Here is a 14,459-nt window from a genome sequence, read left to right as displayed (position 1 = left end):
GGCGCCCGTCGGCGCGCGGTGGCGTCCCCCGGCCCCCCGGGTGCCCCCCTGGGGGGGTGGGGGCGCGCGGCGGGTGCACGCGCGGGACGAGCGGGACGAGCGGGACGAGCGGGACGAGCGGACGAGCGGGACGAGCGGGACGAGCACGAGTGTGCCCGATCCTGAGGTCGCGGTCCGTCGCCCGTGCTCGCCCGTGGCCTGTGGTCCGCAGGTCGAGACGTGTCAGGGGGAGCCGAGCGCCGCGCGGGCCGCACGCGCGACGGCCGCCGCGAGGCGGTCGAGCGACGTCGAGTGCAGCCGCCACTGCTGCCAGTGCTGTGGCACGTCCATCGCCCGGGCGTCGTCGAAGCCGACGAGGCGCCCCGCGCGCTCGGCCCGGGCGCTCTGGAGGTCGGGGAGCATGCCCCAGCCCATGCCGAGCTCGATCGCGCGGCGGAACTCGTTCGACGCGGGGACGTAGTGGCGGGGCGGGTCGATCACCGTCCTCGCCGCTGTCCCCGCTTCTGTCCCCGCTGCACCCTGCGCGCGCAGCCGCAGGTAGCGCTCCTGGAGGTCGTCCTTGCGGTCGAACGCGAGGACGGGCGCGCGCGAGAGCGCGGAGGCGGTCGGGCCGTCCGGGAACCAGCGCGCGACGAACGCGGGGCTCGCCATGGGCCGGTAGCGCATCTGGCCGAGCAGGGTCGAGCGGCAGCCGGGGACGGCCTCAGCGACCGAGCTCACGGCCGCGACCGCCGTCCCGTCGCGCAGGAGGCCGATGGAGTGCTCCTCGTCCTCGCGCAGCACCTCGAGCCGGGCCCACGCCGACGCCTCCACGAGGGCCGGCAGCGCCCACGTGGTCATCGCGTCGCCGGAGACGACGAGCGTGATCTCGGGCAGCGGCGCCGCGCCGCCGTCGTCCGCGGCCGGGTCGCCCACGGGCCGTTCCGCAGCCTCGATCCCCAGCTCGGCGAGCACGTCCGCCTGCTGCAGCGCGAGGTGGCGTGCGTGCCGGACGAGCACCTCGCCCGGCGGCGTCAGCTCGGCGGGCCTCCCGCGCCGCACGAGCACCTGACCCACGGCCGACTCGAGCGCGCGCACGCGCTGGCTCACGGCGGACGGGGTGACCGCGAGCCGCTGGGCCGCGGCCTCGAACGTGCCGGCGGCGGCGATCGCGGCGAGAGTGCGGAGCTGGTCGGGCTGGAGGTCCATGAAGCACATCTTAGGAAAGTGAAGAATCTTTCGCTGTACTTCATCCCCTGCTCTGCCTACCGTCGAGGACGTGCTCTCCGCTCTCTCGCCCCTCGCCGCCGGTCTCGCCGCCGGGCTGTCCCTCATCGTCGCGATTGGGGCGCAGAACGCGTTCGTGCTGCGCCAGGGCCTGCGTCGCGAGCACGTCCTGCCCGTCGTGCTCGTCTGCGCGCTCTCCGACCTCGTCCTCATCGCCGCCGGGACAGCAGGGCTCGGCGCACTCGTGACCGGAGCGCCCGCGCTGCTCACCGTGGTGCGCTGGGGCGGCGCCGCGTTCCTCCTGACGCTCGCGGCGCTCGCCGCCCGCCGCGCCCTGCGACCCGGCGGGCTCGACCCGGCCTCGGGCGCCGGCGCGACGAGCGCCCGCGCCGCCGTCGGGACGTCGCTCGCCCTCACGTGGCTCAACCCGCACGTCTACCTCGACACCGTGCTGCTGCTCGGGTCGCTCGCGGCCGGCTACGCCGCCGCGCACGCCGGGGCAGCGGGCGACCCCGACGCCGCGCGGTGGCTCTTCGGGGCGGGCGCGATGGTCGCGAGCGTCCTGTGGTTCACCGCGCTGGGCTTCGGGGCACGGCTGCTCGCGCCCGTGTTCGCCCGCCCCGGCGCGTGGCGCGTGCTCGACGGCGCGATCGCCGTGGTCATGGCGACGATCGGGGTGTCGCTCCTGCTCGGCGGCTGACGCGGCGTCGTCCTCAGGACGTCGCCCAGACCCCCAGCTCGTTGCCGCTCGGGTCGAGGAAGTGGAACCGTCGGCCGCCGGGGAACTCGTACGGGCCCTCGACCACCTGGCCGCCCGCGCCCTGCACGGCGGCGAGCGTCGCGTCGAGGTCCGCGGAGAACAGCAGGACGAACGGACCGCCGCGCGCGACGTCGCCCGCCTCCGCGAGGCGCAGGCCGCCCGCCTCGTCCTCGCCCGACTCCGCGGCCGTGCGGATCCCCGCGTACCCGGGGCCGTAGGGGACGAACTCCCAGCCGAAGGCCGCGCCGTAGAACGCCTGCGCCTCGGCAAGGTCGGTCACGGGGAGCTCGACGTAGTCGATCGAGTGGTGGATGCCGTGCGCGTGGGTGCTCATGCGGCCATCGTCGCGCGGGCCACCCACGCGAGCGGCCCGTGCGCCGTGCGCCGTGCGCCGTACCGCGGTGCCTCGGCGGTGCTCCGACGACCGGCATGTCGACGGCCCGATGCTCCGCGAGGCGGGTGCCCTCGGAAAAACACGAGCGCCGCGTGATCCTTGGCGGATACGATCGCCAGGTACTCACTCTCGGGCCGTGTCGGCCCCAGACCGGGCGCTGAGCCCTAGACAAGGTGTGCTTGTGTTGACCTCGGACCTCGCCGAGCGACCTCTTCGCTCCGCGTAGCTCCGTCCACGCTGCCGCGATCACGCGGTGGTCTTCCGGGACGGACTCCCGGTGCTCTCCCAGGCCCTCTTCGGCGACCCCGACGCGGCGCAGACGTGGATCGTCTGCGCCCGCGCACCGTCGGGACGCGTGGGTCAGAGGTCGTTCGGCTGCTCTTGCTGTCTTCGTACGTTTTTCCAGCAAGGAGCACTCCGGTGTCCAGCAACAACACAGACTCGTCGCACACCCCGACCCGCCACGTCTCCTCTCTCGAGACGTTCGCCTGCGTCCAGTGCGGATTCAGCGTGCCCGCACGCGCACCGCAGGACCGGTGGCGCAACCACTGCCCCGTCTGCCTCTACTCGAGGCACGACGTCGCGCCGACCGAGGCCGAGACCCCGTGCGGCTCGCGCATGAGGCCGATCGCCATCGCCGTGCTCCGGACCGGCGAGTGGATGCTGATCCATCGCTGCGTCGCCTGCGCGCACCTGACCTCGAGTCCGGTCGCCCCCGACGACAACCAGATCATCCTCATGCGGATGGCCGTCCGGCCTCTGGCCGAACCCCCGTTCCCTCTCGAGTCGTTCGGAACACTCTGAGCGACCCGCGTCCTGAAGGACCTGACATGCCACGACGAAAGTACCCCCGGCAGGGCCGTGCTCAGCGGCACAAGACCGTCCTGCACGCCAACGGCCGACACCGGAGCAACGACTTCCGGTGCGTGAGCTGCCGGCTCGACGTCTCGCTCGACGCTCCGGGCAGCGCGCACCGGAACCACTGTCCGAACTGCCTGACGAGCCTCCACGTCGACCTCCGCGTTCCCGGCGACCGTGCCGCCGACTGCCACGGCAGGATGGAGGCCCTGAGCCTGACCGCACGTCCCGACGGTGAATGGCTGATCATCCATCAGTGCCTGACCTGCGGCGGACTCAGCGTCAACCGCATCGCGGGAGACGACAACGCACTCGTTCTGATGCGGTTGGCCCTGAGACCGCTCCACGATCGACGAGTGGCCCGCAACGCACTGATCGCCGCGTTGTGATGCGGCGCTGAGCCGCACGGTCCCGGCCCTCCCGACTCCGCTCAGGAAGGCCGGGGCCGTGTCGGGGGCGTCGCTTCATCCGGGAGCCCGCCGTCACGGCCGTGGGTCGACCCGGCGCCACGGCTTGTCGTCGCGCCGTGCGCCGGTGCCGGCGGCGCAGCGGCGGCACACGGACGTGACGGCGTCGGCGTCGCGCCCGGTCGCGGGCTGGACGTCCGCCCAGGTCACGTGGGGAAACCGGACGAGGCCCTGGCGGCTGAGCTGAAGGCGGCACACCGTCGCGTTCGTGCCGCGCTCCCATGCGTGGACCTCCCCGGCGGGCATCCGCACGCCGTCCGGGTCGATCCACGTCCCGGTCGCAGCCACCGCCGCCCCTGACACGCGTCTGGGCATCGCCCTCACCTCCCGCACTCATCCTGCGTCGGGCCGAGGGTCGTCGCAGCCCTGGTTCGGGGCGGCGAGCGCGGTCCGGGGGCAGTCAGGTCAGGTGAGGTGGTCGAAGTCGCCGCGGACCCAGGCGGCGTGCCGCTGCGCGGAGCGGAGCACGACCTCGCGCGCGTCGGCCGGGATCACGCCCTCGAAGTTGTTGTAGAGCCGCTCGAACGGGCGGCGCGCGACGTGCTCGGCGACGCGCAGCACGACGGCGGCGGACAGCGGGATGCGGTTGGGGTAGGACCGCATGAAGCTCACGGACGTGCGGTCGGGGTTGGCGAAGATCGTGTCGCCGGACAGGAGCACACCCCGGCCGTCGGCACCGGCCGCCCAGTGCACGACGGCGCTGCCGGGGAAGTGGCCGCCCGGCTGTGACAGGACGACGCCGGGCAGCACCTCGCGCTCGCCGGTCCAGGTCTCGACGACCGGGTCGGGCCGCGCGACCCAGTGCGCGTCGGCCTCGGCGACGAGCACGGGGACGTCGCCGAGGGCGCGGCTCCACGCGACCTGGACGCCGAACATGTGCGGGTGGCTCGCCGCGATCGCGACGATCGGGCCGAGCGCGCGCACCCGCTCGACGGCGTCGTCGTCCACGTAGCCGGGCGGATCCCACAGGAGGTTGCCCGCCGGGGTGCGCACGATCTTGGCCTGCTGCCCGATGCCGACGCTCGGCTCGCTCGACAGGCCGAACAGGTCGGGCTCGAGCTCCTCCAGCACGAGGCGCTCGCCGGCGGCGGCGAGCTCGGCGAGCGTGGTCCACGCCTGCCCGGTCGCGGGGACCCACTGGCGCTCGTCGGCGCAGATGGCGCACACGTCGGGTCGCTCGGCGTGCTCGACCGCGCACGTGCGGCAGATCCACCACTCCTCGGGGGAGGCGGCGGGGTCGGGCGCGAGGTGCTCGGGGGACGGCGTCGTCGTCATGGGCACAGGTCTACCGTGCCCCGCCGACACGCGTCACCTGCACCCGTCGACCTGCGAGACTGGCGCCCCCATGATCTCCACCGTTCTCGTCGCGCACCCCTGGCTGTCGCCGCTCGCCCTCCTCGTCCTCGCCGTCGCCGGACCGCTCGTGGGCGCATGGCTGGCGGGCCGCCGTCCGCTCGCGTGGGTGCTGTTCGGCGTCTCCCTGCTCCCGGTGCTCCTGCTCACGCTCGTGCCGGTCGACCGCGAGCTCTTCGCCGTCTGCACCGTGAGCTGGTCGCTGCCGACACCGGGACGCGTGGAGCTCCTGGCGAACGTCGTGCTGTTCGTGCCGCCGGTGCTGCTCGCCGCGGTCGCGCTGGGCAGGCCGCTCGTCGCGCTCCTCGGCGGCGTCGTCGCCTCCGCGCTCATCGAGGTGGTCCAGGCGCTGGTCCCGGCGCTCGGGCGGTCGTGCGACACGAACGACTGGCTCTCCAACGCGATCGGCGCGCTGCTCGGCGCGGGTCTCGCGGTGGTGGCGCTGCGGCTCGCGGCCCGCCGGGATCGCGCGACGAACCCGGGCTCGGTCCCCACCGTGCGCCGCTCCTGAGGAGCGACCCCGGGCTGGATGACGACCCGGGCCTCGACACGACCGTGGGAACGCTTCCACCGATGGCCTTCCTCGGGATAGCGTGGTGCTCCGGGCGCCGCCCGTCACCGCCGACAGGACTCGCCCAGGAGATCGCCATGCCGCCCACCACGCTCGACGACGTCGCCGCGGCGGCCCGCGTCTCGCGGTCCACGGCCTCGCGCGTCGTGCGGGGCACGGGTCCCGTGTCCGACGCGGCGCGCCGCGCCGTCCTCGCCGCCGTCGAGGAGCTCGGGTACGTGCCGCACCCCGGTGCGCGCTCGCTCGCGAGCGGGCGCGGCGAGCGGGTCGTGGTCGCGGTGGGGTCGCCGTCGGCCGACCTGCTGGGCGACCCCTACGTCGCACGCGTGGTCGCGGCGGCCAGCCGCGCGGCCGACACCCAGGGCGTCGGCGTGGCGCTGCGCTGGCTCGGGCGCGACCCGCGCGACGAGCTGGCCCGGCTCGCGCGCGACCCGGGCGTGGGCGGCGTGCTCCTCGTCGACTACTCGGCCGAGGTGCTCGCGAGCGTGCCGCGCACGCTGCTCTCGCGCGTGGCGGCGATCGGTCCCGCCGACGGCCGCGTGCCCTCCTACGACGTCGACGCGGCGGCCGGGATCGCCGCCCTCGTCGAGCACGTGCTCGCCGACGGGCGCCGCGACGTCGTCATGCTCACCGGGCCGGGCTGGCTCCCCGGCGCGCAACGGGCCGTCGAGGCGTACGACGCGGTCGTGCGCGCCGCCGGCGTCCCGCACCGCGTCGTGGCCGCCGACCTCACGGCCCTCGCGGGCGCGGAGGCGGCGCGCGAGGCGCGCCGGCGCTGGCCCGGCGTGGACGCGCTCGTCGCGATGAGCGACACGCTCGCCGTCGGGGCGATGCGCGCGCTCGCGGAGGACGGCGTCCGCGTGCCCGACGACGTCGCCGTCACCGGGTTCGACGACCAGCCCTTCGCGGAGCAGGCCGGTCCCGGCCTGACGACCGCGACCCACCCCGTCGAGCGGATCGCGGCCGCGGCGACGGCAGCCCTGCTGGACCGCCGCCGCCGCGACGACGAGCGCACGTTCCCGTCCGTCGTCGTCCGCCGCACGAGCGCCTGAGGCGCGGGCGGGCTCGCGCGACCGGCACCGCCCGCTCGCCGGGTCGCGGTCCGGGGGGACGGTCGGATGCGCACCGGCGCCGCGCGGACACGGGCCGCCCGCGTCCGCCTCGCCCTGCGCCCCGCGCTGGGACGTGGCAGCATCGCGCGTGGTCGTCTCGGACGATCCGGACGGAGGGGACGGGATGGGACTCGGCGTCGACGGGGTCGAGCAGGAGGTCGCGACCGGGTCGCTCCCGGGCTGGGACCGCGTCGAGGAGCACGTCCGCGCGGCGCACGAGCGCTACCGCGGGGACGACGACGGCGCGGTCGCCGACTACATCCCGGTCCTCGCGGAGGTCGACCGGTCGCTGTTCGGCGTGTGCGTCGCCGAGTCGGGCGGTGCGGTCCACGCCGTGGGGGACGCCGACGTCGAGTTCTCCGTCCAGTCGATCTCCAAGGCGTTCGTCTACGCGCTCGTGTGCGAGGCCTACGGGCACGAGGGCGTGCTCGAACGGGTCGGGGTGGACAACACGGGACTCGCCTTCAACTCCGTCATGGCGGTCGAGCTCCACGACGGCCACCCGCGCAGCCCCATGGTGAACGCGGGTGCGCTCGCGACGACCGCTCTGATGCCGGGCGCGTCCTTCGCCGAGCAGTGGGAGAACGTGCGCACCGGGCTGTCCCGGTTCGCCGGTCGGCCGCTCGAGCTCGACGGCGTCGTGTACCGCTCGGAGTCCGCGACGAACATGCGCAACAAGGCGATCGCCCGGCTCCTGGAGAGCTACGGGCGCATCGAGCTGGACCCGCTCGAGGTCGTCGACGTCTACACCAAGCAGTGCGCGCTGCGCGTGAGCGCGCGCGACCTCGCCGTCATGGGGGCGACCCTCGCGGACGGCGGGGTCAACCCGGTCACGGGCGAGCGCGTGGTCTCGGCGCAGGTGTGCCGCGACACGCTCGCCGTGCTCGCCTCGACCGGGATGTACGAACGGTCGGGGGAGTGGCTGTTCGAGATCGGCCTTCCTGCCAAGTCCGGCGTGGCAGGAGGGATCGTCGCCGTCGCCCCCGGGAAGGGTGCGATCGGGACGTACTCCCCGCCCCTCGACCCGGCCGGGAACAGCGTGCGCGGGCAGCGTGCGACCGCGTACCTCTCGCGGACCCTCGGCCTCAACCTGTTCGCGTCGTCCGCGCAGGTCACCGTGTCGCCCACCCGCCCGACCGAGAGAAGGGACCCGGCCTCGTGAGCACCCGAGACGTCGTCGACAGCAGCACCGCACCCGCGACGGAGGACCGCCGGTCGTGGGTGCCGATGGTCGGCCTGTTCCTCGCGCAGGTCCTCATGTCGTTCAACGTCGCCGCCCTGCCGGTGTCGCTGGGCGGCATGGTCGAGGACTTCGGCGTCCCGCCGACCGTCGCGAGCACGACGATCGTCGTCTACGGCCTCGCGGTCGCCGCGCTCGTCATGACCGGGGCGAAGCTCGGGCAACGGATCGGGTGGGTCACGATCTTCCGGGTCGTCGTCGCGACGTTCGCCGGGTCGGCGTTGCTCATGATCCTCTCGCCGACCGTGGGGTGGGCGATCACGGGCCAGGCCGTGGCCGGTGCCTCGGCCGCGATCATCGTGCCCGCGCTCGTCGCGCTCATCGCGGAGAACTACCGGGGAGCACAGCAGGCGACGGCGATCGGCTCGCTCGGCTCGGCGCGCGCGGTGTCCGGCATGAGCGCGTTCTTCATCGGTGGCGCGCTCGGGACGCTCATCGGCTGGCGGCCCACGTTCGCGATCGTCCTGGCGCTCGCCGTCGCCGTCTTCGTCCTCAGCTTCCGGCTGCGCTCCGACGCCGGCGACCCCGGCATCCGGATCGACCTCGTGGCCGCGGTGCTCATCGGTGCGGCGGTCGTCGCGCTCACCCTCGGCTTCAACAACCTCAACGCCTGGGGCCTGTTCTTCGCCTCGCCGGGGGCACCGTTCGACCTGGTCGGGGTCTCGCCCGCGCCCCTGCTCGTGGTGCTCGGCGTCGTGCTCGGGCAGACGTTCTTCTGGTGGACGCGGCGGCGGACCGCCGCCGGCAAGGTGCCGCTCGTCGACCTGTCCGTCCTCGCCCGCCCGAGCGAGCGGGCGGCGGTGTACGCGATGTTCGTCGTGGTCGCGCTCGAGGCGGCGCTGAACTTCACCGTCCCGCTCTACATCCAGATCGTGCAGGGCCGCACCCCGTTCGACACCGCGCTCGCGATGATGCCGTTCAACCTCACGGTGTTCGTCACCGCGACGCTCGTCGTGCGCTTCTACCGGCGTTACCCGCCGCGCACGATCGGCGTCTTCGGCTTCACGCTGACCACCGTCGCGCTGCTCTGGCTGTCGCTCGTGGTCACGAACAACTGGGAGACGCTGCCCACGATCCTCGGCCTCGTCGTCTTCGGGGTCGGTCAGGGCGCCCTGGTGACGCTCGTGTTCAACGTGCTCGTCACCGCGGCGCCCAAGACCCTCGCGGGCGACGTCGGCTCGATCCGCGGCACGACGCAGAACCTCGCCTCGGCGGTCGGCACCGCGCTCGCGGGGGCGCTGCTCGTGACGATCCTGTCGTTCAGCGTCGGGCGCGCCGTCGTCGAGCACCCCGAGCTGCCGCCGTCGCTCGTCGCCCAGGTCGACCTGGACACGGTCAACTTCGTGAGCAACGACGACCTGCGCACGGTCCTCGCGGGCACCGACGCCACGCCGGCCCAGGTGGACGCGGCCGTCGCGCTCAACGAGGAGGCGCGCCTCGGCACGCTGCGGATCGGGCTCCTCATCCTCGCCGGGGTCAGCGCGACGGCGATCCTCCCCGCGAGCCGGCTGCCGCGCTACCGGCCCGACGAGATCCCGGACCCCGCCCCGACCCGGTAGGCCGCGCGCTACGCGCCGCCCCGCCTCGTGCCTCCGTCGGCCCCGCCGTCGGAGGGCCGCGCGGACCCGCGGTCGGTGCCGTGGTCGCCGCCGTCGGCGTCAGACGTACGCCCGCCGCTCTCGCGCAGGGCGCGCGCCTGCTCGACCGCCTCCTCGCGCTTGGCCGCCTTCTTGTCGCTCGCGCGCGTGTCGCGCGGCGGGAGCTGGAGCCGCTCCTCGGCCGGCATGCCGCCCTGGAGCTCCCGGCTGCGCTCGACCTCGGCGTCGAGCTCCGCCCCGAGCAGGAGCGCGAGGTTGGTGAGCCAGAGCCACAGCAGGAAGATGATGACGCCGCCGAGCGCGCCGTACGTCGCGCCGTAGCTGCTGAGGCCGCTGCCCAGGTAGAGCCCGAACCCGGCGGAGGCGATCACCCACACCAGGATCGCGAGGATCGCGCCCGGGCTGATCCAGCGGAACTTCGGCTGCTTGACGTTGGGCGTGAGGTGGTAGAGCAGCGCCACGAGGATCACCACGAGCAGGAGCGCGACCGGCCACTTCGCGACCTGCCACACGGCGATCGCGGTGTCGCCGAGCCCCACGAGCTCGCCCACCTGGCGCGCGATCGGGCCGGAGAGCACGAGGCTCGCGACGACGAGGCCCGCCAGAACCACGGTGATGACGGTGACGCCGAGCATCACGGGGCGCAGCTTCCAGAAGGGGCGCCCCTCCTCGACCTCGTAGATCCGGTTCATCGACCGGGAGAACGCGCCGACGTAGCCGGAAGCGGACCACAGCGCCAGCACGACACCGATGACGAGCGCGAACCCGGCCTTGTCGGTGTTCGCGGCCTGCTCGACGAGCGGCTTGATCATGTCCAGCGTCGTGGAGGGGACGACGCCCTCGACGCTCGTGAGCACGGAGTCGACGGCCTTCTCGCCGTCGCCCACCAGGCCGAGCAGCGAGACCAGCGCCAGGAGCGCGGGCGCGGAGGCGAGCACGGCGTAGTACGTGAGGGCCGCGGCGAGGTCGGTGCACTGGTCGTCCATGAACTCGCGCACCGCGCCCTTGAGCGCGAATCCCCACGACGGCTTCCTGAGGTCGGTGGGGGAGTCAGGCTTGCGCTCGGCGTCGGGGGCAGGCCTGGCCTCGGCGTCCGCCGCGGTCTCGGGCGCGTGGCGCCCGCTGCTGCTCTCGGTCATGGCGGCCTCCTCGGTGGGCGTCGCCTCGGCGCACGACGCTCGCGTCGGCGGACCGGCCTCGCGGCCCGTCCCGGACCAACACCACGCTCGGGGCGGTGGGCCCCACCCGCAAGCCGGGACCGGTCAGCGCGACGCGCCCGCGCGCTCGGCGAACGGCGCGAGGACCAGCTCCCAGCCGCCGTCGTACCGTTCCCGGGCCCCGGCGCCGTCGTGCCGGGCGGCCCAGCCGGAGTGCGTGAGCACGACGTCGGTCCCCTCGTCGGAGGGCGAGAACGTCACCTCGACGTCCGTCGCGGCGTCGGCGCGCTCCCCGGGGTGCCAGGTGAAGGCGACGGCGTGCGGCAGGTCCCAGCGCGTCACGCGGCCCCAGTCGGTGGTCGTGCCGTCGGCGAGCGTCTCGACGAGCCGGACGGCCCGGCCGTCCGCGTCCCGCTCGAAGGCAGCGGTCGAGGTCTCGCCGCCCACGGAGAACGCGCCGAGCGGCCACCACGCCGCGAGCTCGTCGACGAAGACGGCGAACGCGCGCTCCGGCGTGGCGGGCACGGCGAGCGACTTGACCAGCGGTGCGGTCGTGGCGGTCATGAGGTCCTCCCGGCGGGTGCGTCCCCCTCGACCGTGGCCCCGACGCCGCGTCCCGGCAACCCGGCTACGGTGCGGCGGCGGTCGACAGCCGCTCGACCAGCGCGACGTCGATGCGGGTGACGCCGGTCGGGCCCACGGCCGGCTCGTCGCGGGTCACGTCGAGAGCGGTGCGCCGGGGTCGGGACGCGCCGTCGTCGAGCGCGTCCAGGAGGAGGTCGGCCGCCGTGCGGCCCTTGAGCGCGGTGTCCTGCGCGACCGTCGTGAGCGGCGGGTCGACGTACCGGGCGATGTCCGCGTCGTCGAACCCGACGACCGACACCTCGCCCGGCACGCGGACCCCGGCCTGCGCCAGCCCGCGCGAGATCCCCGCCGCGAGGACGTCCGCCGTGGCGAACACGGCCGTCGCGCCGGGATGGTCGGCGATGATCCGTGCGACGACGTCGAGGCCGTCGTCGTACGTGGTGTTCGCCGGCACGACGTGCAGCACGACGTCGTCCCCAGCCTCCCCGCGGACCGCGTCCCGCGCGTCTCCGTCCGCCGGGGTGCGGCGCTCGGGCGCGCCCGGGTCGGCCGGGTCGGCCGGGTCGAGCCCGAGCCCCGCGCGGAAGCCCGCGAGGCGCTCGCGGACGACCTGGCTCGTCGTGCCCACCGGTCCGCACAGCACGACCTCGCGGTGACCCAGGCGGCGCAGATGCTCGCCCGCGAGGCGCCCGCCCTCGAAGTCGTCGGCACGCACGGTCGCGGCTCCGGGGGCGTCCACGTAGGTGTCGACGACGACGGCGGGCACGCCCCGCGGCAGGTCGAGCGTCGCGAGCTCGTCGTCGGTGAACCCCATGACGACGATCCCGTCGAGGTTCCAGCGCTGCACGGAGTCGAGGACGTCGCGGTGGTGCGTGACCCCCCGCAGCATGAGGTGGTGGTCGCGCTCGCGCAGGCGTGCCTCGACGGCGCCGGCGACGGCGACGTCGTGCGGGCTGCCGAGCAGGCTGCCGCCGTCGGCGCGGTCGGGCAGCAGGAGGCCGACGAGCCGTGTGCGCCGGGCCGCGAGGCTCTGCGCCGGACCGTTGGGCACGTAGCCCCGCGCGGCGACGATGCGCTCGACCTCGCGCGCCGTCGCGGGGGAGACGCGGCCGAGGTTGCCGTTCACCACGTTGGAGACGGTCATGACGGACACGCCCGCCTCGCGGGCGATGTCCTTGAGCGTGACGCGGGCCATCGGCGGCGCGGCTCCTTCGGTCGAGGGCGGGCATGGACGGGCGCTGGTCGGTCCGGGAGCCGACGGTACGGCGTCGTGCGGCGCCGGGCTCGAGGGTCTCGTGCCCGGGCCTCGTGACCATCTCGTGACCTCGGCGCTCCTTGACGTCCGATCCTAGGTGCGTTTAGCGTTAAACATGTAGCGCTAAACCATGTCGGGGCCGGTGGCTTCGTGCGGGACGATCCGCACGGGTGCCGAGGGGCGGCGCGGGAACCGAGCCAGCAGTCCGTGGGCCATCATGGCCGCGGGAGTCCGCACCGAGGAGAGACGATGAAGTCAGCAACCACGGTGGGCGCGTTCGCGCTCACCGGCGCCCTGGTCCTCACCCTGACCGCGTGCAGCACCGGCGACGACGCCGAGGGCGACGGAGCCGCGAGCTCCGGCGCGGTCGAGATCGAGGTCTCGATCGACGCCGGCCTCGACGACGACGCACGCGCGAAGTTCGACGAGCGCGTCGCCCAGTTCGAGGACGAGCACCCGGACATCACCGTCACGGCGCGCGAGTACACGTGGGAGGGCACGACGTTCGCGACGGAGCTCGCCGGCGGCACGCTCCCCGACGTCTTCACCCTCCCGTTCACCGACGGCCGCGGCCTCATCGAGCGCGAGCAGATCGCCGACATCAGCGACCTCGTCGCCGGGCTCCCGTACGCGGAGGACTTCAACCCGAACGTCGCGCAGGCCGGCCAGGCCGCCGACGGCTCGATGTGGGCCGTGCCCATCGCCGCCTACAGCCAGGGCCTGCACTACAACCGCACGCTGTTCGAGCAGGCCGGGCTCGACCCCGACGACCCGCCGACCACGTGGGAGGAGGTCCGCGAGGACGCGAAGACCATCGCGGACGCCACCGGCGTCGCGGGCTACGCGACCATGACGTCGGGCAACACCGGGGGCTGGATCCTCACGACGCTCACCAACGCGTTCGGCGGCTCCGTCCAGGAGTTCGACGGCGAGACCGCGACGTCGACGATCGACACGCCCGAGCTCACCGAGGTGCTCGAGTACCTGCACGCGCTGCGGTGGGAGGACAACTCGATGGGAGCGAACTTCCTCTACGACTGGGGGAGCATCAACCAGGACTTCGCCGCGGGCCAGATCGGGATGTACGTCTCGGGCGGCGGCAACTACGGCAACCTCTTCACGCAGAACGCGATGAACCCGGACGACTACGGGCTCACGGTCATCCCCCTGGTCGGCGACGGCGGCGTCCTCGGCGGCGGCACGCTCGCCGCGGTGAGCGCGAAGGCCTCGCCCGAGGAGCAGGCGGCCGGCGTCGAGTGGATCGACTTCTACTACATGGAGAAGCTCACGGACGAGGCGGCGGCGAAGCTCGACGCGGAGACCGCCGTCGCCAACGACCAGCCGGTCGGTGCCCCGGAGCTCCCGGTCTTCGACGAGCAGACCTACCTCGAGTCGCGCGCCTGGACCGCGGAGTACGTCAACGTGCCGGTGGACCAGATGAGCTCCTACACGGAGAACATCTTCGACCAGCCGGTCGTCCCCGAGCCGGCGCGCTCGACGCAGGAGATCTACGCGCTGCTCGACCCGGTCGTCCAGGCCGTGCTCACCGACGAGGACGCGGACATCGACGCGCTCGTCGCCCAGGTGCAGAAGGAAGCCCAGGCGCTCCTCGACGCCGCCCAGGGCTGACCGCCCGCTCCGCGGCCTCGCGCCGCTCGCCGAACCCGGGGTTGCCGCACCCCCCGGGGGGCCCCCCCCCCCCCCGGCCCCGGGGGGGCCCCCCCCCGCCCCCCCCCCCCGGGGGGGGCCGCCCCTCGGCTCCCCCACCCCGCCGCGCGCCCCCCCCCGCCCCGCGGCGCCCGCCCCCCCCCCCCCCCCCCCCCCCCCCCGGCCCCCCCCACGCCCCCTCGCCGCCCCACCGATCCGTCTCGCGATCGAAGGAGATCGTCGTGCACCGAACCTG

The 14,459-nt window shown here is 74.5% G+C and carries 15 protein-coding genes; 8 read left to right on the top strand and 7 right to left on the bottom strand.

Features of this window, described 5'->3' with window-relative positions; translation table 11 throughout:
- Positions 1-222: 222 nt before the first annotated feature.
- Complete coding sequence (locus ACFWH7_RS01000; protein WP_378214610.1) at positions 223-1,188, bottom strand: ArgP/LysG family DNA-binding transcriptional regulator; 966 nt, start codon at positions 1,186-1,188, stop codon at positions 223-225.
- A gap of 70 nt (positions 1,189-1,258) precedes the next feature.
- Here ACFWH7_RS01000 and ACFWH7_RS00995 point away from each other — a divergent pair, with 70 nt between their 5' ends.
- Entirely contained in the window at positions 1,259-1,906 is a 648-nt protein-coding gene (locus ACFWH7_RS00995) for a LysE/ArgO family amino acid transporter (protein WP_378214609.1), read from the top strand.
- 13 nt (positions 1,907-1,919) lie between these two features.
- Here the strand turns inward: ACFWH7_RS00995 and ACFWH7_RS00990 are convergent, their stop codons facing one another.
- Positions 1,920-2,300 carry a VOC family protein gene (locus ACFWH7_RS00990; RefSeq protein ID WP_378214608.1) on the bottom strand — a complete coding sequence of 127 codons (381 nt, stop codon included), beginning with the start codon at positions 2,298-2,300 and terminating at the stop codon, positions 1,920-1,922.
- Between the two features lie 480 nt (positions 2,301-2,780).
- Between ACFWH7_RS00990 and ACFWH7_RS00985 the strand changes: the two genes are divergently transcribed.
- Together ACFWH7_RS00985 and ACFWH7_RS00980 are read left to right on the top strand one after the other, a co-directional pair.
- The gene (locus ACFWH7_RS00985; RefSeq protein ID WP_378214607.1) at positions 2,781-3,164 is read left to right on the top strand and encodes an RNHCP domain-containing protein; all 384 of its coding nucleotides are present in this window, start codon (positions 2,781-2,783) and stop codon (positions 3,162-3,164) included.
- 26 nt (positions 3,165-3,190) lie between these two features.
- The gene (locus tag ACFWH7_RS00980; protein WP_378214606.1) at positions 3,191-3,607 is read left to right on the top strand and encodes an RNHCP domain-containing protein; all 417 of its coding nucleotides are present in this window, start codon (positions 3,191-3,193) and stop codon (positions 3,605-3,607) included.
- 93 nt (positions 3,608-3,700) lie between these two features.
- On the opposite strand, the gene ACFWH7_RS00975 is transcribed toward ACFWH7_RS00980, so the two are convergent.
- Positions 3,701-4,000: a hypothetical protein gene (locus ACFWH7_RS00975; RefSeq protein ID WP_378214605.1), complete on the bottom strand. Its 300-nt coding sequence runs from the start codon at positions 3,998-4,000 to the stop codon at positions 3,701-3,703.
- Between the two features lie 90 nt (positions 4,001-4,090).
- Positions 4,091-4,960 (bottom strand): MBL fold metallo-hydrolase, encoded by an 870-nt coding sequence (locus ACFWH7_RS00970; protein ID WP_378214604.1) that lies wholly within the window; start codon positions 4,958-4,960, stop codon positions 4,091-4,093.
- Positions 4,961-5,030: 70 nt separating this feature from the next.
- Here ACFWH7_RS00970 and ACFWH7_RS00965 point away from each other — a divergent pair, with 70 nt between their 5' ends.
- The 4 genes from ACFWH7_RS00965 (at position 5,031) to ACFWH7_RS00950 (ending at position 9,520) form a co-directional block, all read left to right on the top strand.
- Entirely contained in the window at positions 5,031-5,549 is a 519-nt protein-coding gene (locus ACFWH7_RS00965; protein ID WP_378214603.1) for a VanZ family protein, read from the top strand.
- Positions 5,550-5,686: 137 nt separating this feature from the next.
- Positions 5,687-6,661, top strand: a complete 975-nt coding sequence (locus ACFWH7_RS00960) for a LacI family DNA-binding transcriptional regulator (RefSeq protein WP_378214602.1) — start codon at positions 5,687-5,689, stop codon at positions 6,659-6,661.
- Between the two features lie 184 nt (positions 6,662-6,845).
- Positions 6,846-7,883 (top strand): glutaminase A, encoded by a 1,038-nt coding sequence (gene glsA, locus ACFWH7_RS00955; RefSeq protein ID WP_378214601.1) that lies wholly within the window; start codon positions 6,846-6,848, stop codon positions 7,881-7,883.
- Positions 7,880-9,520, top strand: coding sequence for an MFS transporter (locus ACFWH7_RS00950; protein ID WP_378214600.1), 1,641 nt, complete (start codon positions 7,880-7,882; stop codon positions 9,518-9,520). The genes glsA and ACFWH7_RS00950 overlap by 4 nt, the downstream gene beginning before the upstream one ends.
- 8 nt (positions 9,521-9,528) lie before the next feature.
- Here ACFWH7_RS00950 and ACFWH7_RS00945 read toward each other — a convergent pair whose 3' ends face one another.
- The 3 genes from ACFWH7_RS00945 to ACFWH7_RS00935 all read right to left on the bottom strand — a co-directional run bounded on the left by ACFWH7_RS00945 (position 9,529) and on the right by ACFWH7_RS00935 (position 12,496).
- Entirely contained in the window at positions 9,529-10,698 is a 1,170-nt protein-coding gene (locus ACFWH7_RS00945) for a YihY/virulence factor BrkB family protein (protein WP_378214599.1), read from the bottom strand.
- Positions 10,699-10,821: 123 nt separating this feature from the next.
- Positions 10,822-11,280, bottom strand: coding sequence for an SRPBCC domain-containing protein (locus ACFWH7_RS00940; protein ID WP_378214598.1), 459 nt, complete (start codon positions 11,278-11,280; stop codon positions 10,822-10,824).
- A gap of 64 nt (positions 11,281-11,344) precedes the next feature.
- A complete protein-coding gene (locus ACFWH7_RS00935; protein ID WP_378214597.1) occupies positions 11,345-12,496 on the bottom strand; it encodes a LacI family DNA-binding transcriptional regulator in 1,152 nt (383 codons plus the stop codon).
- A gap of 309 nt (positions 12,497-12,805) precedes the next feature.
- Between ACFWH7_RS00935 and ACFWH7_RS00930 the strand changes: the two genes are divergently transcribed.
- Positions 12,806-14,185 carry an ABC transporter substrate-binding protein gene (locus tag ACFWH7_RS00930; protein WP_378214596.1) on the top strand — a complete coding sequence of 460 codons (1,380 nt, stop codon included), beginning with the start codon at positions 12,806-12,808 and terminating at the stop codon, positions 14,183-14,185.
- The last annotated feature ends 274 nt before the right edge of the window (positions 14,186-14,459 follow it).

It is taken from the genome of Cellulosimicrobium cellulans (assembly GCF_042723955.1).
Classification (GTDB): domain Bacteria; phylum Actinomycetota; class Actinomycetes; order Actinomycetales; family Cellulomonadaceae; genus Cellulosimicrobium; species Cellulosimicrobium cellulans_H.
The sequence above is the reverse complement of the archived record's forward strand: the minus strand, read 5'-3'. Positions and strand labels throughout refer to the sequence as shown.

Coding starts and splice junctions, on each gene's coding strand:
- ACFWH7_RS01000 (WP_378214610.1), bottom strand. CDS start 1,188: ATGGACCTCCAGCCCGACCAGCTCCGCACTCTCGCCGCGATCGCCGCC.
- ACFWH7_RS00990 (WP_378214608.1), bottom strand. CDS start 2,300: ATGAGCACCCACGCGCACGGCATCCACCACTCGATCGACTACGTCGAG.
- ACFWH7_RS00980 (WP_378214606.1), top strand. CDS start 3,191: ATGCCACGACGAAAGTACCCCCGGCAGGGCCGTGCTCAGCGGCACAAG.
- ACFWH7_RS00975 (WP_378214605.1), bottom strand. CDS start 4,000: ATGCCCAGACGCGTGTCAGGGGCGGCGGTGGCTGCGACCGGGACGTGG.
- ACFWH7_RS00970 (WP_378214604.1), bottom strand. CDS start 4,960: ATGACGACGACGCCGTCCCCCGAGCACCTCGCGCCCGACCCCGCCGCC.
- ACFWH7_RS00965 (WP_378214603.1), top strand. CDS start 5,031: ATGATCTCCACCGTTCTCGTCGCGCACCCCTGGCTGTCGCCGCTCGCC.
- ACFWH7_RS00960 (WP_378214602.1), top strand. CDS start 5,687: ATGCCGCCCACCACGCTCGACGACGTCGCCGCGGCGGCCCGCGTCTCG.
- glsA (WP_378214601.1), top strand. CDS start 6,846: ATGGGACTCGGCGTCGACGGGGTCGAGCAGGAGGTCGCGACCGGGTCG.
- ACFWH7_RS00945 (WP_378214599.1), bottom strand. CDS start 10,698: ATGACCGAGAGCAGCAGCGGGCGCCACGCGCCCGAGACCGCGGCGGAC.
- ACFWH7_RS00940 (WP_378214598.1), bottom strand. CDS start 11,280: ATGACCGCCACGACCGCACCGCTGGTCAAGTCGCTCGCCGTGCCCGCC.
- ACFWH7_RS00935 (WP_378214597.1), bottom strand. CDS start 12,496: ATGGCCCGCGTCACGCTCAAGGACATCGCCCGCGAGGCGGGCGTGTCC.
- ACFWH7_RS00930 (WP_378214596.1), top strand. CDS start 12,806: ATGAAGTCAGCAACCACGGTGGGCGCGTTCGCGCTCACCGGCGCCCTG.